Annotated in this window: 18 protein-coding genes; 7 read left to right on the top strand and 11 right to left on the bottom strand. The window is 63.5% G+C overall.

Annotated features, from left to right (window positions below):
- Positions 1–82: 82 nt before the first annotated feature.
- Positions 83–1432: a UDP-glucose dehydrogenase family protein gene (locus ACUN9Y_RS07490; protein ID WP_445460055.1), complete on the top strand. Its 1350-nt coding sequence runs from the start codon at positions 83–85 to the stop codon at positions 1430–1432.
- Positions 1433–1632: 200 nt separating this feature from the next.
- On the opposite strand, the gene ACUN9Y_RS07495 is transcribed toward ACUN9Y_RS07490, so the two are convergent.
- From ACUN9Y_RS07495 to ACUN9Y_RS07535, 9 genes are all read right to left on the bottom strand, one after another.
- On the bottom strand, positions 1633–2430 hold the full coding sequence (locus ACUN9Y_RS07495) for a Wzz/FepE/Etk N-terminal domain-containing protein (protein WP_445460056.1): 798 nt from the start codon (positions 2428–2430) through the stop codon (positions 1633–1635).
- 572 nt (positions 2431–3002) lie between these two features.
- Positions 3003–3935 carry a glycosyltransferase family 2 protein gene (locus tag ACUN9Y_RS07500; protein ID WP_445460057.1) on the bottom strand — a complete coding sequence of 311 codons (933 nt, stop codon included), beginning with the start codon at positions 3933–3935 and terminating at the stop codon, positions 3003–3005.
- Positions 3936–4159: 224 nt separating this feature from the next.
- Entirely contained in the window at positions 4160–5269 is a 1110-nt protein-coding gene (locus tag ACUN9Y_RS07505) for a pyridoxal phosphate-dependent aminotransferase (RefSeq protein ID WP_445460093.1), read from the bottom strand.
- 226 nt (positions 5270–5495) lie between these two features.
- The gene (locus ACUN9Y_RS07510; protein WP_445460058.1) at positions 5496–5969 is read right to left on the bottom strand and encodes a GNAT family N-acetyltransferase; all 474 of its coding nucleotides are present in this window, start codon (positions 5967–5969) and stop codon (positions 5496–5498) included.
- Between the two features lie 66 nt (positions 5970–6035).
- Entirely contained in the window at positions 6036–7445 is a 1410-nt protein-coding gene (locus ACUN9Y_RS07515; RefSeq protein ID WP_445460059.1) for an FAD-binding oxidoreductase, read from the bottom strand.
- Complete coding sequence (locus ACUN9Y_RS07520) at positions 7442–9151, bottom strand: ABC transporter ATP-binding protein (RefSeq protein ID WP_445460060.1); 1710 nt, start codon at positions 9149–9151, stop codon at positions 7442–7444. Before ACUN9Y_RS07520 ends, ACUN9Y_RS07515 begins: the two co-directional genes overlap by 4 nt.
- A gap of 69 nt (positions 9152–9220) precedes the next feature.
- The gene (locus ACUN9Y_RS07525) at positions 9221–10054 is read right to left on the bottom strand and encodes an ABC transporter permease (RefSeq protein WP_445460061.1); all 834 of its coding nucleotides are present in this window, start codon (positions 10052–10054) and stop codon (positions 9221–9223) included.
- Positions 10051–11028: an ABC transporter permease gene (locus ACUN9Y_RS07530; protein ID WP_445460062.1), complete on the bottom strand. Its 978-nt coding sequence runs from the start codon at positions 11026–11028 to the stop codon at positions 10051–10053. The genes ACUN9Y_RS07525 and ACUN9Y_RS07530 overlap by 4 nt, the downstream gene beginning before the upstream one ends.
- A 281-nt stretch (positions 11029–11309) precedes the next feature.
- On the bottom strand, positions 11310–12962 hold the full coding sequence (locus ACUN9Y_RS07535; protein ID WP_445460063.1) for an ABC transporter substrate-binding protein: 1653 nt from the start codon (positions 12960–12962) through the stop codon (positions 11310–11312).
- 295 nt (positions 12963–13257) lie between these two features.
- Here ACUN9Y_RS07535 and ACUN9Y_RS07540 point away from each other — a divergent pair, with 295 nt between their 5' ends.
- The 3 genes from ACUN9Y_RS07540 (at position 13258) to ACUN9Y_RS07550 (ending at position 16534) form a co-directional block, all read left to right on the top strand.
- A complete protein-coding gene (locus ACUN9Y_RS07540; protein ID WP_445460064.1) occupies positions 13258–13941 on the top strand; it encodes a GntR family transcriptional regulator in 684 nt (227 codons plus the stop codon).
- A gap of 218 nt (positions 13942–14159) precedes the next feature.
- Positions 14160–15611 (top strand): ArgE/DapE family deacylase, encoded by a 1452-nt coding sequence (locus ACUN9Y_RS07545; protein ID WP_445460065.1) that lies wholly within the window; start codon positions 14160–14162, stop codon positions 15609–15611.
- Positions 15612–15835: 224 nt separating this feature from the next.
- Entirely contained in the window at positions 15836–16534 is a 699-nt protein-coding gene (locus ACUN9Y_RS07550; protein ID WP_445460066.1) for a lysozyme, read from the top strand.
- Between the two features lie 118 nt (positions 16535–16652).
- Here ACUN9Y_RS07550 and ACUN9Y_RS07555 read toward each other — a convergent pair whose 3' ends face one another.
- Positions 16653–17318, bottom strand: coding sequence for a TetR/AcrR family transcriptional regulator (locus tag ACUN9Y_RS07555; protein ID WP_445460067.1), 666 nt, complete (start codon positions 17316–17318; stop codon positions 16653–16655).
- A 327-nt stretch (positions 17319–17645) separates the two neighbouring features.
- Between ACUN9Y_RS07555 and ACUN9Y_RS07560 the strand changes: the two genes are divergently transcribed.
- Both ACUN9Y_RS07560 and ACUN9Y_RS07565 read left to right on the top strand, forming a co-directional pair.
- Positions 17646–18770, top strand: coding sequence for an HlyD family secretion protein (locus ACUN9Y_RS07560; protein WP_445460068.1), 1125 nt, complete (start codon positions 17646–17648; stop codon positions 18768–18770).
- Positions 18767–20314: a DHA2 family efflux MFS transporter permease subunit gene (locus ACUN9Y_RS07565; protein ID WP_445460069.1), complete on the top strand. Its 1548-nt coding sequence runs from the start codon at positions 18767–18769 to the stop codon at positions 20312–20314. The genes ACUN9Y_RS07560 and ACUN9Y_RS07565 overlap by 4 nt, the downstream gene beginning before the upstream one ends.
- A 220-nt stretch (positions 20315–20534) precedes the next feature.
- On the opposite strand, the gene ACUN9Y_RS07570 is transcribed toward ACUN9Y_RS07565, so the two are convergent.
- Entirely contained in the window at positions 20535–21002 is a 468-nt protein-coding gene (locus ACUN9Y_RS07570) for a DUF3592 domain-containing protein (protein ID WP_445460070.1), read from the bottom strand.
- Between the two features lie 242 nt (positions 21003–21244).
- Here ACUN9Y_RS07570 and ACUN9Y_RS07575 point away from each other — a divergent pair, with 242 nt between their 5' ends.
- Positions 21245–21715 carry a tellurite resistance TerB family protein gene (locus tag ACUN9Y_RS07575; protein ID WP_445460071.1) on the top strand — a complete coding sequence of 157 codons (471 nt, stop codon included), beginning with the start codon at positions 21245–21247 and terminating at the stop codon, positions 21713–21715.
- Positions 21716–21923: the final 208 nt, after the last annotated feature.

Genomic DNA, 21923 nt, shown 5'->3' on the forward strand with positions numbered 1-21923 from the left:
CCTGCTCCAGCACGCTAAGTGTGAGTTAAGGGCGGGCTTGGTATCCTTGCCGTCATCTTGATCAGGGAGTGGGAGCGAGCACGTGAAGATCACCATATTTGGTACGGGATACGTTGGACTGGTCACCGGTAGCTGTCTGGCCGATGTCGGTCACGATGTGATGTGCATGGACGTGGATGCGGCCAAGATTGCGCGTCTCGAAGCCGGTGAAATCCCGATCTACGAGCCGGGACTCGAATCCATGGTCAAGACAAACGTGGATGCAGGGCGTCTGAAGTTCACCACAGACACCGCCATGGCCGTGGGCTATGCGACGCTGCAGTTCATCGCCGTTGGCACACCACCCGATGAAGACGGCAGTGCCGATCTGCAGTATGTGCTGGCGGTGGCCGACGCCATCGGTGAGCACATGCAGGACGACAAGGTGATCGTCGACAAGTCGACCGTGCCCGTCGGCACGGCAGACAAGGTACATGCCCAGGTCGAGAAGCGGCTCAAGGCGCGCGGTGTCGGCTTGGGTGTCGAGGTGTGCTCGAACCCTGAGTTTCTAAAGGAAGGCGCGGCCATCGAGGACTTTACCCACGGCGCACGCATCATCGTGGGCACGGATTCCGATCAGGTGAAGGCGCTGATGCGCGAGTGCTACTCGCCCTACATCCGTTTGCAAGAAAAGCTGATGTTCATGGATGTGCGGGCGGCGGAGCTGACCAAGTACGCCGCCAACGCCATGCTGGCCACCAAGATCAGCTTCATGAACGAGATCGCGAACCTTGCCGAACGACTGGGCGCCGACGTTGAGCAGGTGCGCCGGGGGATCGGCAGTGATCCGCGTATTGGCTATCACTTCATCTATCCCGGCTGTGGTTATGGCGGCTCGTGCTTTCCCAAGGACGTTCAAGCGCTGGAACGGACCGCTCGCGACGTCGATTACGATGCCGAACTGCTAAGCGCGGTGGAGGCCGTCAACAAGCGCCAGAAGCAGACGCTGTTCACCAAGCTTGTCAACGCCTTCGACGGAAACCTGCAAGGCCGTACCATCGCCTTGTGGGGCCTGGCCTTCAAGCCCAATACCGATGATATGCGTGACGCCCCCAGTCGAACCTTGATGGAGGCGCTATGGCAGGCCGGGGCCAAGGTCCAGGCGTATGACCCCGAGGCGATGAAGGAGTGTCGGCGCCTCTACGGTGAGTGTGACGGGCTGATGCTGGCCGGTGATCGCGTGCAAGCTGTGAAGGGCGCCGATGCCCTGGTGATCTGTACCGAGTGGAAGGAGTTTCGGTCACTAGACTTCGCATGGCTGAAGAGCCAACTGGCCATGCCGGTCGTCGTCGATGGCCGAAACCTCTACGATCCCGAGATCGTGCGCGATGCGGGACTGATGTATTACGCCGTTGGCCGCGGAGACTCGTTGGTGGACGTGGTAGAAAGTTGATATCGCAAGGGGCTGATGGCGTTAGCTCGGCCATAGCGCTAGCCCATATCGTCGGATAGACGAAAAACGAAGATGCCCCAGGAGCCTGGCGTCCTGGGGCATCTTGCGTTTAGGGCGAGCATTCTATGGGCGAGGCAATGTTGGGCGTGACCGAGTGCACCGCTTGCGAAGAGTCGGCCACGTCGTCTCGCCCATGACGGTTAGTCGCTCTTGAGCTTGCGGCACACTGCCGAAGCAAACTCCATCATGAAGGCGGCGATGACGGCGAGCATGCCACCAAGCACGATAGCGAGTGCGAGGATCAGCGCCTTGCTCGTGCCGGCAGGCTGTATGCTTTGGGTTGCAACACGCTCTATTTCGCCCTCATGCAGGTAACTGATCTGTTGCTCGAGGCGGATCACTTGCTGTCCGTAGGTAGCCACGAGATCGGTGCCATAAGGAGTGGAAGACTGCTTGGCCGTCTCCAGTGCCTCCTTGGTGCTCTCCAACTGGCTTTCCAGGGAGGTGCGTCGCTGTTCGAGCAGGGCGTCCTGATCTTCCAATACCGCGTTGAGAATGATGTCGTGCAGCCCTTTGACGCGCTCGGCATCGTCTTCGCTGGCCTCTGAGGTGAGGTTGACGAACTTCGTGTTCTCCGGTGACTCGGCGCTTAATTCGAAACCGAGTGTTTGGCTGCCTTCCTCTTCCAATACTTGCCGGGTAGCGAGGTCGGCATAATAGCTATCGATGCGGGCGACAATGTTCGCGGGATTCTCCAGTGTGCCGACATCATTGCCTTCCGCCTGTTCAGCCACTCGATAGATCGAAACGTACTCGTAGCTTCGTCCCATCGAGAACGCGAAGATCAGCGCGATGAGGACAATCGCCAGAAACACCCCCGTCATCAGCTTCCAGCGCTTGACCAGAATGAGCGTCAGGTCGACCAGTGAAATTTCGTCATCCGCATACGGGCGAGGCTCTGGCCGATGCTGCGGTAGTTGGGAAGTGGATTCATTCATGCGGGTCACGTCCGTCCGATGTTTCGAGCCTGGTCTTGAATGCCTCAGGCTAATGTTAGTGATCTGATGTAACTGAAGAAACTTGTGGAGGGTGCAGTCGGCATAGCGGGTTCCAACGCCTGGCCGCCGCCTGCTCGCTCCGAGACTCGTGAGAATACAGTACGTGTGGCGTAGCGCAAGTGAGCAGCAGCGGGTTACTGACTTGCGCTACGCCCGCCATTCCTGGGCGATCTGGCCGTTCGTGTCCCATCCGAACGATATGTACTTTCTGTGTGCGTTCGAGCGTGGAGGGGAGTGGGCAGGCTCAATGACCAAGTGCAACACCTGACCCATCAGGTATGGTATTGCCATGGTCCATTGCTATCGCCATCTCACCGTTGAAGACCGGGCCCCACTGTCAAGCTAGATGAAGCCCCAGCGGCTGTTAGCGATCGAAACGATGTGGGGTGCGACGACGTTCCGATGAAATACTCTGACGAGCGCCGGGAAGCCATCCTACCCCCGCCTATTACACCAAAGATCACCACGGCTCATAGTAGAACATTCTGCTTTCTAATGTTCTCGTGCTCGCCTTAGACAGAAGAATGCCTTCGAAGACGGCTGACGATGAACTTGAACGCGCTTTTTGCTAAGGGCGTTGGTCTTTGGTTTTTTAATGATAGAGTCGCGACGTTTCGGAACAGTTGCCATGGGATGAGGCAGCCATTTTTGTATAGTGTGTTTAGGTGCTTGTAGTCATGTCGCAGTTGAATGCTCTGGCGATCAGAGGAAGAGAGTGTTTCAAGAAGTGTTGATCTCTCATGGTTTACTATTCGGTATATATCATGGAGTTCTTTGCAGTGGAAGCGTTTCTTGGAGAGCCTAAATCCTGTATGAACACGGTAGTTGAATAGTGGTGTTGGTATTGTGCCGATGCTAGCCCCATGAGTTAATGCTCTCACGACTAGAGTGACATCCTCGCGATAGGCCAGCTCCACTGGGAACCCCCCTGAGAGTTCGAAGATCTCCTTTTTTATCATGATGGTGGGAGCGTGAGGAGATGATTTCTTGGTGAGCAGATCCCTGGCGGTGGTGAGCTCCGGTTGGATGGCGCTAGGTGGTGAGCTCAGCCCGTCGTCATCGAAGCGATCGAACGAGCAGATACTGAGATCCCAACGGTGGCTCTGCATCATTTCTAGCTGTGTTTTGATTTTTTCTGGGTAGTAGATGTCATCGTCATCAAGGAATGTTATGTATTCGCCGTGGGCGTTGGATACACCCTTGTTTCGCGAATAAGACACGCCGCTGTTGTGTTCGTTCTTGAGATAGCGAACATGGCTGTTTAGCAGGTGGGAAACTTTTCCGTAGGTGTTTTTTTGCTCTTCACTGCCGTCGCCATTGTCATCTACTAGAATGATTTCTATGTTGGGATGTGTCTGGTTCGTTGCGCTTTCTACGGCTGCTTCGATATATTTCGATCTTCCGTGCATGGGGATGACGATGGAAACTAGCGGTGTAGGGTGCATGGTGTTTACTGTCGCCTGTGCCAGTGTGAATTGGCGGTGATGTTACGCGGTGACGATGCAGTATGCTATGCGGCTCTGTGCCCGCGGTCGGCTCTCGATAAAATACCCCGCTGTTGTCAGCGGGGGTTGCGAGCTATCACCTGGCAACGAGAGCGGACATTCAATGCGGACACCGCCCCTGTGTCGAGCCCCTGTGTTCCAGCCCCATTGTCACAGCCCCATTGTCACAGCCCCTCTGTCACCGCCCGCTCCAGTCGCGCCAATCGCCCGGGTTCCAAGGCATCCGCCACGGCGGTGATGCGCAGCACGTGGCCGAGGGCCGGGTGTGCGGGGCGGGCGATCAGCTTGCCGTCGTTGAGCAAGTCCGCGTGTACCTGTTTGGCAAGGTCTGCGTCCTTCAGCCGGATGCCGATGAAGTTGGTGGCGCTTGGCAGCACATCGGCGCCGAGTTCACGGAAGTGTCGGGTGAGCCTGTCGCGGCGCTTCAGCACGCCTTCGATGTGGGTGCGGGTTTCGTCGGGAGCGTCGAGGACGACTTCGGCTGCGGCCAGGGTCAGGGTCGAGACGGCGTAGTGAATGCGCACCTTCATCAGCAACTCGATGACTTCGGGCTCGGCGATGGCGTAGCCGATACGCAGGCCAGCCAGCCCATGGGCCTTGGACATGGTGCGACAGCGAATCACGCCGGGCAGGGCTCGGGCGAACGCGGGGTCGGCGGCATCATCGCGGAAGTCGTGATAGGCCTCGTCGAGCAGTAGCCAGCAGTCCTGTGGCAGTTCACGCCGCAGGCGCTCGACGCTTTGCTTGGGGTGGACGTAGCCGGTGGGGTTGTCGGGGTTGGCCAGATACACCAGTTGGGCCTGTTCGTCGTGGGCCGCGCGAATCAGGGCATCGATGTCCGGTGCCAGGTGCTCGGCGGTTTCCTCGTAGTCCACTTCGATCAACCGGCAGCCCTGGCCCTTTGCGAAGTAGCCGAAGGTGGGGTAGGTGCCAGCGGAGCTGACCACGGTGCTGCCGGTCGGTGCGGTGGCCCGCAGCACCAGCGCCAGCAGGCTATCGCAGCCGGCATCGACGAGCAGGCTGTCAAGGTCGAACCCTTGGGTCTTGCTCAATCGCTCGCGCACCCCCAGGGCCTCGGCATCGCCGTAGCAGTAGACGTGCTCGACCATGGCGTCGCCGAAATGCTCGCGCAGGGCCCGGTGGGGCATGTCGAGGCCTTCGTTGGAGCCGAGGCGATGGGGAATCTCCTGGCCCAGGCGCCGCTTGAGTACCCAGATGCCGGGAAAGGGGTTGTCGGGGCCAGGGGAGCGAAGATGGGGCGGAATCAGCGGCATAGTGAACTCGGTCGGTAGCGGGTGAGGATGTGCAGGAGAGGGCGTGAGGGAGTACATGACGCCGTTCTCGTTTCGCAGTCAGGGCTCGCGGTGGTGGCGAGAAGCGGACGCCCGGGTTTGCAACGCACCTGGTATGGGCCTTTCGGTCTTTTGGTCTTGCGGCCTTGGGGCCTTGCAGCCGCCACCAGGTCTCGGCTTGCGGTCAGCTTCTCGCACTCGGGAAGCGCTAGAGCTTCAACTCGTAGGTCTGCCAGTTGGTGTGCATGGCGAGCTTGTCGTACACCGCACGGCCACGGTAGTTGTCTTCCCGGGTGATCCAGCGCACCAGCGGCCAGCCCTGGCGCTTGGCTTCCTGCTTGAGGGCGTCGAACAGGGCCTCGACGGCGCCGCTGCCACGGTAGACCGGGTCGACGAACAGATCATCGAGAAAGCCGACGCGGGTGCCGCGTAGTGGAGAGGGCATGGGGCGAAAGTGCGCCAGGCCGACCGGTTCGCCGGAGGCGCTCAGCGCCAGCCGGCAGTGAAAGGGCTCGGCGTCGTCGTGGATCCACCCCCATACGGTGGCGAGCCCTTCATCGGTCATCGCCATCTGGTAGTAGTCGGCATAGCCGCGGTAGAGGCGCTCCCAGGCATCGCGATGGTCGGCCTGTGGGGCGGTGGTGGTGATGCTGTCTGGTGTGCTGGTCGTGGCGCTTTTCATGTCACTTCTCCTGCATGAAGATAACGATGGCCTTTCGGTCGTGGCTCGACTGGCGCTTCTGGTCGTTTATCCAGGATTGCGCCAGGGCACCACCTTGTTGCGGTTCAACAGGCCTCGCGGGTCCAGGGTGTGCTTCAGGCTTGTCATCAGCGCGATCTCCTCTGGCGTGCGAGAGATGTGGAGCCAGTCACGCTTCTCGAGCCCGATGCCGTGCTCGGCGGAAATCGATCCCTTGAGCTCGGCTAGCGGGTGGTACAGACACGCCTCGACCGCTTGGCGTGCTTGCGCGGAGTCATCGCCGACGCCCACAGAAATATGCAGGTTGCCGTCGCCGAGGTGGCCGAACACGGCGATTCGGGCATCGGGCCAGCGCTGGGTGAGGCTGCTCTCGACGCTTTCGACGTAACCTTGCATGGCGCTGATGGGCAGGCTGACGTCGAAGGCCTGCAGCGGTGCCAATGCCGTCACCAGGGACTCGATATCGTCGCGTATTTCCCATAGCGCGTCACGCTGGACGGCGGATTGGCTGATCACGGCGTCCTCGATCAGCCCGGCCTCGAAGGCACTTTCCAGCGCCGCCGAAAAGCTTGCTTCATGCGCCTCGGGGTCAACGCCGATGGACTCCACCAGGGCGTAGTGTGAGGTGTCGGCGTCCAGCGGCGGGCGGTGGCGGCCGCTGTCATGGGCGATCAGTCGATAGTGGTTGCGCCACATGGCTTCAAACGCGGCCAGGCCGCCGCCGAGGGTGCGCCCTAGATGGGCAAGCAGGCCGCTCAAGGCGTCAAAGTCCGGGCAAGCGACCAGCGCAGTGCGGGTGTCGCTGGGGGCCGGCTGCAGCCTTACTACCGCCCGGGTGACGATACCGAGCGTTCCTTCGCTGCCGATGAACAATTGCTTCAGATCATAACCGGCATTGTTCTTGAGCATGGGGCTGAGTGAACCGATCACCGTGCCATCGGCCAGCACGGCCTCAAGTCCGAGGACTTGCTGGCGCATCATGCCGTAGCGGATGACGCGATTGCCGCCGGCATTGGTGGCGATGTTGCCGCCCAGGGTGCAGCTGCCGCGGGCCCCCAGGTCCAGCGGAAAATACAGCCCGACGTCCTCAGCCGCCTGTTGAATGCGCTCCAGCGGTACGCCGGCCTCGGCGGTCAGGGTGGACCCTAATGGGTCCACGTCTTCGATCGTCGTGAGACGCTCAAGCGACAGGGCGAGCTCGCCGGGGTCGGCCTCGGCGCCGTGGACGAGGCCGGTCAGGCCGCCGTGGGTGACGATGGGTTGGCGCGCCTCGAAGCACAGCTGCATCACCCGCGAGACTTCCTCGGTGCAGCCCGGGCGCACGATGGCGCCGGCGCGACAGGCGGCGCCGCTTAGCCAGTCGACCTGGCGAGCGGCGACGTCCGCGCCTGTCAGCACGTTGCGTTGGCCGACGATGTCCGCAAGCCGAGGGAGCAGGGCCGTCAGGTCGTCACTCATGAGCCGGCCCCCGTGTAGCCATCGGCTAGGGGGGGATCAGGGAGCCTATGCGGTGCATCGCCCTGACCGCCCGTGCCGGGATCCATGCTTGGGCTGCCGCCCCCATCGGCGCAACGGCGCCCCGGAATAGCCGCCAGCAGTTGCTTTGTGTAGGCCGCCTGGGGGCGCGTAAACACGTCTTCGGCGCGGCCCTGCTCGACGATCTTGCCCTTCTGCATGACGATGATGCGATCACACACCTGCGCGGCGACCCGCAGGTCATGAGTGATGAACAACAGCGACAGCGAGAAGCGTTGCTTCAAGTCCTCGAGGAGCTCAAGCACCTGGGCCTGGATCGAGACGTCGAGCGCCGAGACCGCTTCGTCGGCGACGATCAACTCCGGGTTCAGCGCCAGTGCTCGGGCGATGCCGATGCGCTGGCGCTGGCCACCGGAAAACTCGTGGGGAAAGCGATCGGCGGTGTCGGGCAGGCCGACCAGCGCCAGTAGCTCAACGGCCTTCTCGAGCGCTTTCGCGCGTGGCGTGCCATTGGCGATCGGCCCCTGGGCGATGGCCATGCCGACCCGGGTGCGGGGGTTGAGTGAGGCGTAGGGGTCTTGAAAGACCATCTGCACGCGGTGACGTTCGCGGCGCAGGGCGTCCCCGCTGAGGGCGGACAGGTTGATGCCGTCGAGCGTTATCTCGCCGCTGTCCGGACGCTCCAGGCGCACGATGCAGCGTCCCAGCGTCGACTTGCCGGAGCCGGACTCACCGACGATGCCGATGGTTTCGCCCCGAGCCAGGGTGAACGAGACGTCATCCAGCGCGCGCACCTCCCGGGTCGGCTTGAACCAGCCGCCGCGGGAGCGGAACACGCGATCGAGGTGGGTGACCTCGAGCAGGGGGACGTCTTGGCGTGCCTCACGGGGCGGCGGTATGGCATCGCTTGGGATGGCGTCGATCAAGGCCCGGGTGTAGGCGTGGCGCGGGTGGTCGAGCACCTCATCGCGGCGGCCGAGTTCGACGATCTCGCCGTGGCGCATCACGCAGACGCGGTTGGCGATCTCGGCGACCACGCCGAAGTCGTGGGTGATGAACATTACCGCCATGCCGTGACGGGCCTGAATGTCCCGGATCAGGTCGAGGATCTGGGCTTGAGTGGTCACGTCGAGGGCGGTGGTGGGCTCGTCGGCGATCAACAGCGTCGGCTCCAGCGCCAGCGCCATGGCGATCATCACCCGCTGGCGCTGGCCACCGGATAGCTCGAACGGGTAGGCACGAATCGCGCGCTCGGGCTCGGGCAGGCCGACTTCGATCAGAAGCTCCAGGGCCCGGCTCTGGCGTTCGGCGCCCTTGAGCTTGGCGTGGGCCTCGAACACCTCGGCGATCTGGTCGCCGACCCGCATCAGCGGGTTCAAGGCGGTCATCGGCTCCTGGAAGATCATGCTGATCTTGAGTCCACGCAGTTGCCGATGACGGGCCTCGGTGACGCGCAACAGGTCTTCGCCCTCGAACAGCGCCTCGCCGGCCACGGGGCGCACGCCCTTGGGCAACAGGCCCATCACCGCATTGGCGGCCATGGACTTGCCCGAGCCGGATTCCCCGACCACGCAGAGGATTTCGCCGGCGTGCACATCGTAGCTGACGTCGGATACCGCGAGGTCACGGTCGGCGCCCTTGGGCAGGGCGACGGAGAGTCCCTTGAGGCTGAGAACGGGCTGGGTCATTGGGGCCTCCTGGGGGGATGCGTGGCTGTCGTGCGGATGCGTGGCGGTCGCTGTGCAGTCGTCATCGGCCTAGCGCTCCCGTGCCAGTTTGGGATTGAGGGCGTCGTCCAGGCCCTCGCCGACCAGGTTCAAGGCCAGCACCGTCAGCAGAATGGCGACGCCGGGGAAGAACGACAGCCACCAGGCCTGGCGAATGACGGTGCGAGCCGCGCCGATCATGTACCCCCAGGACATGACGTTGGGATCGCCAAGGCCGAGAAACGACAGCGCCGATTCGAGCAGGATGGCGGTGGCAACCATCAGTGAGGCCAGCACGATGATCGGCGACAGCGTATTGGGCAGAATCTGGCGCAGGATGATGGTCAGGTTGGATTGGCCGACGAGCCTGGCGGCCTCGACGTATTCGCGGTGACGCAGCGACAGGAACTCGGCACGCACCAGGCGCGCCACCGGCGGCCAGCTGACGATGGCGATGGCCAGCACGATGGAGGTCACGCTGGGTTGCATGATCGCCACCAGCACGATGGCGAGGGCGAAGTTGGGGATGGTCTGGAAGAACTCGGTGAACCGCATCAGGCCGTCGTCCACCAGGCCACCGTAGTAACCGGCAAGCGCCCCGATGGGCACGCCGATGGCAAGCGCCACCATGGTCGAGACCAGCCCGATCAGCAGCGACACCCAGGCCCCGTGCATCAACCCGGAGGCGACGTTGCGGCCCATGGTGTCGGTGCCGAGCCAGAACCCCGGCTGCTCGAAGGGCGCCAGAAAGGGACGCTGGACCATGCGCCAGGGGGAGTCAGGGAAGAGCAGCGGCGCCAGCAGCGCCATGGCGATGATGGCCCACAGGATAATCAGCCCCACCAGGGCGCCGCGGTTCTGGGCGAAGCGTGCGAAGAAGCTCATGCGGCCCCCTTGATGCGTGGATCGGCCAGGCGATAGACCAGATCGGTGATGATGTTGAACGCGATCACCAGCGCCGAGGAAAAGAAGAAGATGCCGAGCAGCAGGTTGTAGTCACGCTGCATCAGCGCCTCGTACATCAGCCGGCCGATGCCGGGCCAGGCGAAGACCGTTTCGGTCAGGATCGCGCCACCGACCATCTGGCCGGCCTGCAGGCCAGCCAGGGTGATGATCGGCAGCAGCGCATTGCGCAAGATGTGGCGGCGCTGAATCAGGCGGGGATGCAGGCCCTTGGCCTTGGCGGTCTTGACGAAATCCTGCTGGGCCGCGTCGAGCATCGAGGTACGCGTCATGCGCGTATAGATCGCCATGAAGAACAGCCCAAGGGTGGTGGCCGGCAGCACCAGATGCTTCGCGACGTCCCAGGCGAAGGCCAGTCCGTCGAGGTTGGCACCCACGGTGAACATGCCGTAGGCGGGCAGCCAGTCGAGATAGACCGAAAACAGCACCACCGCCATCAGCGCCACCCAGAACAGCGGCGTGGCGTAGAACACCAGCGCCAGGGCCATGATCAGCGAGCCCGAGGCCTTCTTGACCCGCATGGCGGCCATGGAGCCGGCCAGGATGCCAAGGCCAAGAGACAGCACGAAGGCGGTGCCGGTCAGCAGCAGGGTCGCCGGCAGGCGGTCGAGGATCAGGTCGAGCACCGGCATCTGCTGGCGATAGGAATAGCCGAAATCTAGCGTGGCGATGCCCGAGACGTACTGCCAAAGCTGCACGTACATGGGCTGATCGAGGCCAAATTGCTCGCGCAACTGGGCGATAAAGGCCTCGTCGGCGGCACCGGCCTCACCGGCCAGAATCGACGCGGGATCGCCGGGGGCGAGTTGAATCAGCACGAAGTTGAACACGATGATCATCAGCAGCACGATGGCGGCCTTGAGCAATCGCATCAGAATCAGGCGGGCGTAGAGCATGGCCGGAGTCCTAGCATGGAAGGGCGCATGGAAGCGCTCATGGAAAGGCGCAGGTTAAAGGTGCGTCAAAGCGCGCAAATGGCGCGCGGGCGTGCGCCTGGTGGGGCGGAAGGGCGTGCGGGCTTTCATCCCGGTGGTGGCCCTGGGGCCGTCGGTGGGTCGCGCGGCACACCCGCCGAACGACCCACGCCTGCCGGCGGCCCTGGGCGCGATGTTCACATCGCACCTCATGTCGCACGTCGCATCACACCTCACATCACACCCAGGGCCGCCACGTCGGGTCAGTCCGCGATCCAGGCGTCCTTGAAGCCGTCGTTCACGCCCACGCCAGACGTCACCAGGTTGTTGACGTTGCAGCGGTAGATGGTCGGGAACCCCAGCTCCAAGAGCCAGCCGAGGGGGGCGTCGGCGACCAGGGTTTCCTGCACCTCGTGGTAGAGGCGTTCGCGCTCGGAGTCCGGGTGGGCCGTGGCGGCCTCATTGAACAGCGCATCCACTTCCGGGTTCTCATAGCCTTCGACGTTGTTCCACGGCGAGCCCTTCTCGGTGTTGGTCGAGAGGTAGGTGCGCGAAATGCCCAGTGCCGGGTCGCCGTACTGGTACAGGTAGGTGAAGGCGAGGTCGAAGTCACGCTCGCCCAGGCGCTGGTTCCAGCCGCCGACGTCGGTGGCTTCGGTGCGCACGTTGATGCCGACTTCCTTCAAGTTTTGCTGTACGGCTTCGGCCCAGCGGTTCCAGGTTTCGCCGTAGGGCAGCGGCAGCAGCGTCACTTCCTCGCCGTCGTAGCCCATCTCGTCGAGCAGCTCCTCGGCCCTGTCGGGGTCGTACTCGTAGCCGTCGAGGTCTGGGTCATTGAACTTGGCGTTGCTGCCGAAGGGGCCGGTGGGGACCTTGCCCATGCCGTTCCACAGCACGTCACGTGCGAATTCTCGGTCCATGGCGTACATCACCGCCTGGCGGAAGCGCTTGTCGGCCGTCGGCCCTTCGCGGTTGTTCATCCATAGCATGGCGAAGGGGCTGAAGTACTCGTGGCCCTTCTCGGTGACGCAGGTGTTGTCCATGTTGGTCAGGCGTGGCACGTCGAAGTTTTCCACGGTGCCGTAGGGCAGCACATCGACGGTGCCGTTTTCATAGGCCACGGCGCGAGAGGCGCCGTCGGGGATGACGTGCCAGTTGATGCCGTCGAGGTAGGGCAAGCCCTCTTCGTAGTAGTCGTCGTTGCGGACCAGCTTGATGACGGTGCCACGATCCCAGCTGTCGAACTTGAACGGGCCCGTGCCGATCGGGTGGTTGTTGGCCTCGTTGTTGCGAAAGTCGGTACCTTCGTAGATATGCTTGGGCACCATGGTGAAGGTGCCGGCTTCAAACGAGATGAGAAAGGGGCCGAAGGGCTTCTTGAGGGTGAACTCCACGGTGTTCTCGTCGAGTGCCTCGATGCTGTCGACGTGGTCGAGCACGGCGCGGGCGCTGGGGTTGAGCTCGCGGTGGAAGACGTCGGCGGAGAACACGACATCATCGGCGCTGAAGGGCTCGCCATCGTGCCAGGTGACGTTTTCCTGAAGGTGGAAGGTGTAGGTCAGACCGTCGTCGCTGACGTCCCAGCTCTTGGCCAGCTGCGGCATCGGTTCCAGGTCGGTCGAGTAGCGCAGCAGGCCCTCATAGATGTTGCCGGCGACGGTTCGGGTCGGGGCGTTCTGGACCATGCCCAGGACCAGCCCGGGAGGCTCGGGCTGGATGATCGTATCGATTACGCCGCCACGCTGCGGCGTGCCTTGCTCCTGGCCCTGGGCGTCGGACGATGCCTCGTCCTGGGCGAGGGCAGTGCTCGATGCGCCGGTCACGAGGCTCAGCGACAGGGCGGCAAAGGTTGCGGCGGTGAGCCTGAGCGTCGCGGAGCTCGGCAAGCTGCCGGTAGAGACGGGAGTGGTTTTCATGGGGCACCTTGAGGTTGTTGTTATGGGACGAAACGCCGGGCTGTTTTCTGACGGTCTGATGTTGATGGTTGTCGAGTGCTGGTGAGTGCTAGTGATTACGGTCGAGCGCTAGTGATTACGGTCGAGTGATTACGAGACGTTTTTTTAGTCTCTATTGAACATAGCAACCCTCTCGCAAACTGTCGACAGTCGGCAGTCGACTATCGACATCACGCCAAGTCGTCCATACTGACGGGCGAGCGACTCCCCTTGACGACTATCGACGCCGGTCGGCGTCTCTGCTGTAGGCCCTGTCATGTCCAACTCCGACACACTCCCGTCAGCCTTCATTGCCCAGCGTAACCTGGTCGACCAGGTGGCCGACTACCTGACCGAGGCGATTCTGTCGTCGCGGTTTGCGCCCGGCGCCCGGCTGTCCGAGGTAGCGTTGGCCACCGAGCTTGGCGTGAGCCGGGCGCCGGTGAGGGAGGCGGCGCGGCTGTTGGAGAGCCGCGGATTGGTGGTCTCCCGGCCGCGCCGAGGCTTCTTCGTCAGAAGCCTCGACCCCCGGGAGCTGGAGGGGGTGTTCGACCTGCGCATCGGGCTCGAGCGACACGCCTTCGACCGCCTGCTGGGTCGCTTCGATGCCACCATCGAGGCGCGCCTGCGTCGGCAGATCGAGCTGATGTGCGAGGTCGCCCAGGGCAGCGATGACGGGCGCAAGATCGAGGAGGACCTGACCTTTCATCGCATGGTCTTCGAGTTCGCCGACAACCCCCGGCTGCTGCGTGCCTTCGAGGACCTGACCTTCGAGATGCGCCTGTGCATTGCCTTGATCGGCAAGACTCATGCCGAGCCCGCCACCATCGCGACGTCTCACTGGCTTTTGCTCGAGGCGCTGCAAAGCGGAGAGGCGGACCGTTGCCGCGCCGCCGTCGATTACCACCTCGGTGTGGCGCGAGATTCGGTGCTGGCGCATCTGAGTGATGACGCGGGCTGACATTAAATTTCCTTCGGTCAAGACGATTGCCTCTCGTGTGTCCCCACGGGTTTCAACGGCGAGGTGTCGAGTTCTTGCTAATCTGACTGAATGCGCACACAAACGACGTTAACAGACTCGCCCGGCCCCGCGACTGGCCCCGCGACTGGCCCCGCGACTGGCCAGTGGATCGCACCCTTTGGCTGACGACCTTTTTTCACACGACAAATGAGTCCCCTATGACCGAAATGGCGCTGACAACGCCTGCCCTGGATGACACGGAAAGGCGTCTGATCGACGCCTGTGACAGCCTGTTGCCGGACACGCTTGCCCTGACATCGGACCTGGTGCGCGAGTACAGCGTGCAGGGGCAGGAGGGGGGCGTGCTCGCGGTCATGGAACGCGCGCTGAAGCGCCTCGATCTGCCGGTGGAGCGCGTGCCGCTCGAACCGGGGGATGAGCCCTGCGGGGCGCCCTCAGCACACCGAGCCTCGGCAGGCCATGGCGCCAGCCACGCGGCGAGCCGTCATGCACGGGGCGGCGACGAGCCCGGCAGCGACGACGGCGATGACGGCGCCGCGACGCGCCTCTGGGCGCCCGGTGGCGGGGCGGCGCATCAGCAAGCTTGGCCGGACGCCGCGACGCGCTGCAACTTGGTGTCGGTGCTCAACGGTACCTCGACACGGCCGCATCTGGTGTTCAACGGCCATCTGGATGTGGTGCCGGCAGAACCGGTAAGCATGTGGACCCGGGCGCCCTGGGACCCCTACGAGAAAGACGGCTGGCTTTATGGGCGTGGCGCGGGCGACATGAAAGCCGGCATTGCGGCCATGGTGATGGCGGTGGCGGCCATGCAGCGTGCTGGCCTGGCCATCGATTTTCCGCTGACGCTGCAGACGGTGATCGAAGAAGAGTGCACCGGGAATGGGGCACTGGCCTGCCTGTCTCATGGTCATGGTGGCGATTTCGTGCTGATCCCCGAGCCCTTCGGGGCCAAGTTGATCGCCGGTCAGGTCGGTGTGCTGTGGTTCCGTGTCGCCCTCGACGGGGTGCCCGCCCATGTGCTGAATACCTCGGCCGGGACCAATGCCATCGAGGCATTGCAGGCGCTGATGGCGCCCCTCAAGGCCATGGAGGCCGAGCTCAATGCCGAGCGCGAACCGCCCTACGATGCCCTGGCACATCCGTTCAATTTGAGTATTGGGCGGATCGAAGGCGGTAACTGGGCGTCCAGTGTGCCATCCCATGCCTTTCTCGAGGGACGAGTCGGTTTCCCGCCGGGGATGGCCGTTGAGGCGGTGATGGACCGAGTCGAGCGCTGCGTCGAGGCGGCCCGTGACGCCATGGGGGATGGCGTCTCCAATGTTCGTGTGGATTTTCACGGCTTTCGCTCCGAGGGCCACCTGGTGGATCTCGGCGCTTCGGGGATCCGTCTGCTGGAGAGCTGCCACCGGGACCTGACCGGATCGCCGCTCGAGCAGAGCCTGTTGACCTGTACCACGGACCTGCGGGCATTCCATGTGGCGGGTGGCATTCCCGGTACCTGTTATGGGCCGGTGGCGGAGCGCATCCATGGGGTCGATGAGTGCGTCGAAATTGCCTCCGTTCGGCATACGCTGCGGGCCTATGCGCTGTTTCTGCATCGTTGGGGGAAGGCCGCGCGTGACCTTGGGGCGGCGGTGCCAGGCTGACAGGCGAAAGCCATCAGGGTCGCCACTGGCTTGCATCCGCCCGAGTCGATGCGAGCGGCTGGCGTGGATCCGCGATTTCTGGCGAGCTTCGCGCATTCCGGCGCCGATGGGCAGCGATGTCGTACTACCTTGCTCCCGGTCGTCCTGGGCGGCTCGTCGCTGTGCCAGCCTGAAGTCAGTCGCCCGATTTCACGGGCGTCGGCGGATCAGGGAGACTTGCTCGCATGGAACGCGACCTCGCACCAACCACTGCACTATTGGCCACGCGGCCCTCATCACCGGAGACGGTGACCAGGGGGGAGCCAGCCGGCCGAGCGACGCCGGCCTCACTGGCGTCCTTCTTTGAAGCGCTTGACCCGTCGGCCGTGCCGCCACCTAACCGGCTAAGCCCGCGAGGGCGACGCTGGCTGATGCGCGCCGAAGGCCTGCGGCTACTGCCCTATGATGATGCGACCTCACGACCGTTGCGGACCTGGAATCGCCGCGCCACCATCGGCTATGGACACCTGATTCCCCGGGCGGAGTGGTCGAACTTCGCGCTGGGCATCGATCGCGCCTGGGCCGAGGCCTTGCTGCGCGCGGACTTGAAGCAGGTCGAGCGGCCGGTGGTGAGGTTGCTGGCGATGCCCGCCGACAGGCGCAGCATCGATGGTCTCTATCAGCACGAGTTCGATGCCTTGGTCTTGCTCGGGTTCAATATCGGGATCGGTGCCTTGGGGCGCTCATCGGCGCTGGCGCTGATACGCGATCCGGAGGCAAAGACCTCGTTCGCCACGCTGGAAGCGGCCTGGAAAGCCTGGTGTCAGACCCGGGGTAAAGTGATGGCCGGCCTCGTCAGGCGTCGCGCGGGGGAGTGGCGGATCTTCTCCCAGGCCGATTACCGCTGGTCGCCATCCACTCACGCCCTCGACACCCAGCGCTGATGCTTGAGGCTGGGTTTGGGCCCGGAGCTGGACGAGGGCTGGGAATGGGGCCGTCACCGACCTCGGGGCTGGGGGTGTGATGCGGTAGCTGGGCCATTGACTCACTCAGACCACCGAGTCAGGCCGCTGGGTCAGGAGGGGTGGGGCGGTTGTCCAGCCCAGCCAGAAACAGCGTGGTGCAGGCTCGGGCTCGGGCATCACGTCGCTCCGGGGTGACGTCTGGCAGTCGACCCGCCATGCCATCGATCAGCCACTCGCCCATGATCATGCCGGTGAACAGGCCCGCCGCCATGCGCGGGTCGTCGACTCTCAAGATGCCGCGGCGATGCTGGGCCTGGAGGTAGTCGGCCAGGTCGCGCCGGGTGCGGTCCGGGCCATGATCGAGAAACAACCGCCCGAGTTCAGGCGTTCGCTCGGCCTCGGCGGCGATGCTGCGCACCAGACGCAGGTGATTCAGGGTGAAGACCAGGTCGATCAGTCCCTGGGCAAATTCGAACAGTACCTCGCTCGGGGGGCGATGGTGGGCTTGCTCCAGCAGCCCCCAGACATTGGCCGCCTGGGCCTCCATCGCGGCGACAAACAGACCTTCCTTGCTGCCGAACTGCTTGTACAGCGTGCTTAGCGAGCCGCCTGCGCGGGAGACGATCTCGTTGACGCTGGCGCCGGCGAAGCCCTTTTCCAGAAACACGTCTCGAGCGGCCATCAGCAGGCGCTGGCGCCGTGCTTCGCCCTTGGGGGTCAAGGCGTCAGGAGAGCGTGGCGAGCGGGAATCGTGAGGTGTCATGGCCGGGCGTCTTCGTTGTGTGCTGGGGCTCGAGGCGGCGAGGGCGCGCTGCCTGCGCCTCGGTCTCGACCGGTTACTATCCACCATAGGACGCCGACGGCGAAGATGGACAACTCAACTCAGTAATGTAGTATACACTACACTTTTTTCAGACGGTTCACACCCGTGGCGGCAAAGGTCTGGCAGTACGAGCCCGGCGGTACGAGCTCGGCGCTAGCGGCCTGTCTGTGAGAACCGTCATGACTCGGCTTGGCAGTGAATGGGCCGGCTTCGCCTGCGCCGTCGAGAGACGCAGCCGGTATCGCCAATCAGAAGAGGAAAGCTTGCATGACACGCAAGAAGGGCGCGGTAGTCGCTGTCGTCGTGGTGGTCGCCTTGGTGGCAGCGGTGTGGAAAGGCGTGGGCTGGTGGCAGGTAGGGCGGTTCATGGAGGACACCGACAACGCCTATGTCCAGAGCGATAGCGTGACCCTGCGCGCCGAGCTATCGGCCCGGGTGATGGCGGTGGCCGTCGAGGATAATCAGCGGGTCTCCGCGGGGGACGTGCTGGTGGAACTCGATGCCAGCGATGCCAGCGATCAGCTGACGCAGGCGCAGGCAGACCAGGCGGTGGCCGAGGCTCGCCTGGTGCAGGCCCGGCGGCAGATAGATCGCCAGCAGGCGGCGATCGCCGAGGCCGAGGCCCAGGTCAGCTCTGCCGATGCACAAGTCGCCCAGGCCCAGCGGCACGTCGAGCGCTCGCGGTCGCTGGAGTCACGCCAGTATGCTTCCCAGCAGCAGCGCCAGGACGATGAAGCCTCGCTGCGCGTGGCCACCGCGACGCGGGTGGCACGCCAGGCGGCGCTGGTGTCGGCCCAGCGTCAGCTGGAGGTGGCCAACGCCGATGTCCAAGCCGCCGAGGCCCAGCTCGAGTCGGCTCGCGCGGCGGTGCGGGTGGCCGAGCATCGACTGTCGAAAACACGTCTCGTGGCGCCGCGCGATGGCGTGGTCGGGGCGATTACGGTCGAAGTCGGCGACCTGGCGCAACCGTCGTTGACGTTGATGCACCTGGTCCCGGTGGAGTCGGCCTATGTGGTGGCCAACTTCAAGGAAACCCAGACCGAGCGCATGCGCATTGGCCAGCCGGTCAGCGTCGTGGTCGACGCTTATCCGGATGTCGCGTTCGAAGGCGCGGTGGATAGCCTGGCACCGGCGACGGGGGCGGAATTCAGTCTGCTGCCCCAGGACAACGCCACCGGCAACTTCAACAAGATCGTTCAGCGGGTGCCGGTGAAGATCCGCCTGTTGGGGCCTGCGGATGCGCTCGGCGCGTTGCGCGCAGGCCTATCGGTGGTGCCCGAGGTCGACACCCGTAAGCTCGATGGGGAGACGCTGGGCGCCCGTTCTGGCGCAGACATGGGCGACGCTGCATTATCGGATAGGGGCAGCCGCGTGGCGGATACATCGCAATGAGTGCAGCGGTGGACGCGGCCGGCGTGGTGGACGCACTGCCACCGTGGCGCCAGCGCATCGGCTTTATCGCGGCGGTGTTCGGCATGTTCATGGCCATTCTGGACATTCAGATCGTCGCCAGTTCGCTCAACGAGATTCAGGCCGGGGTGTCGGCCTCGAGCGAGGAGATCTCCTGGGTTCAGACGTCATACCTGATCGCCGAGATCGTGATGATTCCGCTGTCGGGCATGTTGACCCGCATTCTGTCGACGCGGGTCGCTTTCGTGATTTCCAGCGCGGGGTTTACGCTGGCGAGCCTCGGCTGTGCCCTGGCGACGTCCATCGAACAGTTGATCGTGCTGCGTGCCATCCAGGGCTTCATGGGCGGGGCGATGATTCCTATCACCTACGCGGTGAGCTTCTCGATCTTCCCGCGACGCATGATGGGGGGCGTGCAGGCGGTGATCGGTATGGTCGTTACCCTTGCACCGTCGATCGGCCCAACGGTGGGCGGCTATATTACCGAGTTTGCCAGCTGGCACTGGTTGTTTCTGGCCAACATCATTCCCGGCATTCTGGTGACCTGGGCGGCATGGAACTTTCTTGATATCGACAAGGGCGACGCCTCCATGGTGCGACGCCTCGATGTTCTCGGACTGACCTTGATGGCGGTGTTTCTCGGCACCCTGGAGTTCGTGCTGGAAGAGGGACCGGGGGATGATTGGTTCGACAGCTCGTTGATCCTCGGCATGGCACTCTTGTGCCTGTTCGCGGCGATCGGCTTCTTCGTGCGTACCTTGCGCAACGATCATCCCATCGTCGACCTGCATGCCTTTGCCAACCGCAATTTTGCCCTCGGAGCCATTCAGGCATTTATCATCGGTATTGCGCTCTATGGGCTCGTTTACCTGATGCCGCTGTTCTTCGGCTATGTGCGGGGGTTCTCCAGCCTTCAGATCGGTCAGGTCATGTTCGTGACCGGTGTGGCGATGTTCTTTACCGCGCCGGTGGCCGGTCGGTTGTCGGGGCTGATGGATCTGCGCCTGATGATGTTCATTGGCTTTCTGCTGGTTGGCATTGGGTCGATGATCAATGCCAATCTCACCGCCGAATCGGGCTTTGATCAGTTCTTCTGGCCGCAGATTGTGCGCGGTATCGGGTTGATCCTCTGCATCATTCCCGCCTCGCGTATTGCGCTTGGCACCTTGCCCCGGGAAGAGGTGGGTAACGCCAGTGGCCTGTTCAACGTGATGCGCAACCTCGGTGGGGCCTTGGGGTTGGCGTTGATGGATACCCTTCGCGACCTGCGCGAGGACTATCACTGGAACCAGCTGATTCCGGCCCTCGGCCAGGGCCGCGAGGTGGTGACCGAGCGGCTGGGGGGCTACCAAGCCATGCTCACCGGGCATGTCAGTGATCCGTCCCAGAGCGCCGTGGTGATGCTCTCGCAGACCGTGGCGCGGGAGGCTCAGGTCATGGCCTTCAACGATATCTTCCTGTGGCTGGGGCTCTTGTACCTGATCTGCGCGCCGTTGGTGCTGCTGGTGCGACGCATCGAGGCCTGAGCGCGGGACAGGCGAGGCGTGCTTGGCGGCCGGCTCGTCAGGGTGGCTCGGTAAGGTAGCTCGTCAGGTCTGTTCGTCAGGCTGGTTCGTCAGGTTGGTTCGTCAGGTTGGTTCGTCAGGCTGGTTCGTCAGGTTGGTTCGTCAGGTTGGTTCGTCAGGTTGGTTCGTCAGGCTGGCTCCGTTAGCTCATTCCGTTAGCACCGTAGGCCCGCTCGGCAGTCTAGCTCTTGGCGAGATAGACGCCCATGGCGCCAATACTCGCCAGGGCCAGGAAGCCGGCCAGGCCGATGCGTCCCCAGGGCAAGGGCTGGTCGCCCAGGGACATTATCCGTGAGTCGCGTGGCGACACCCAGACCCTGACGTTGCTCCCGACCGGGTACTTCGCCAGATACGCCTCGGCCTGAGCGTGAGTAGGGAACGAGGGAACGCCATCGAAGGCAGCGTTGTCGGAGTCAATGGTGACGCCATCGATGATGGCGCGCAGCGAGACGTGAGCCGCATAGCGGCGCGGTTGGTTATCCTGTTCGCGTTGGTGGCGCTGCGCTTCCAATAGGCTGACTTGCGCCGCGGTGACGGTCGCCTCGGCGTGAGGCCAGGCGTTGACGTCTCGCACCTGCCAGGCCCCGATTGCGGCAATAATGGCGCCGATCAGCGCGGCAACGGCGACAAGCAGTAGCGGGTGAGGCATGACAGACTCCTGTGAATGAGGGCGCCGGTAGAGGGGGCGGCGACTGTACACCGATACCGCCTGCGTAACCCCTTTGTGCGCGGGGGGCTGCGCGCGGCGGTGGCCTGGACAGGGCCGCGACGCCAGGCGACTCGTCCCGATGACGTCGGCTTGCCGGGTACCTGTAACCAGGCGCCCGCAATACGCTGGCCCCGGGCGCGCCCCGTGACAGTGCCTATGATAATCGAACGAGGAGAATCCTGATGGCGATGATGGCGTCCTTGCAGCGTTGGATCAACGATATGACACAAGATGCCAGCGAGTCGCCGCCGCCGGACCTGACGTTGGCGACGGCGGTGCTGCTGTGTGAGGTGGTGCGCGCGGATTACCGCCTCGACGAGGCCGAGCTCGCGTTGATGCGGCGTCAGCTGACCGAGCGCTTCGCTCTGGACGAGAAGGCGCTTGATGAGCTGATGACGTTGGCGCGTGACGAAGCCGATGGTGCGGTGGACCACCACCGGTTTGTGCGCGAGCTGCGCGACGGTTGTGGCTACCGTTCACGGGTCGCGCTGGTTCAGGAGATGTGGGCCCTGGCTTATGCCGACGGCGAGAAGGATGCACTCGAGGAGCACCGTATTCGCGCCCTGGCAGACCTGCTGCACGTGAGTCACTCGGATTTCGTGCGCACGCGCATCATCGAGCAGAATCGCGCCGAGGCGAGCGCTAAAAAATGAAGCGTCCTGGTGATCCGAGAATCTGATTCTGGGGCAAGCATCTGCAGTGGGCCGAGGGTTACAATGGAAATCACTGCGTCTAGAGCAGTCTTGGGGATGATGTTGCGGTGCATGGGGCGATGAGTGCCATCGACGACGCCTAGTCGGGCGTAGCGCCCCTGCCCCGAACATGATCCTGCCGTGTCCACCCCGAAGGGCGGATAGAGAA

This window comes from Halomonas sp. V046 (assembly GCF_052645355.1).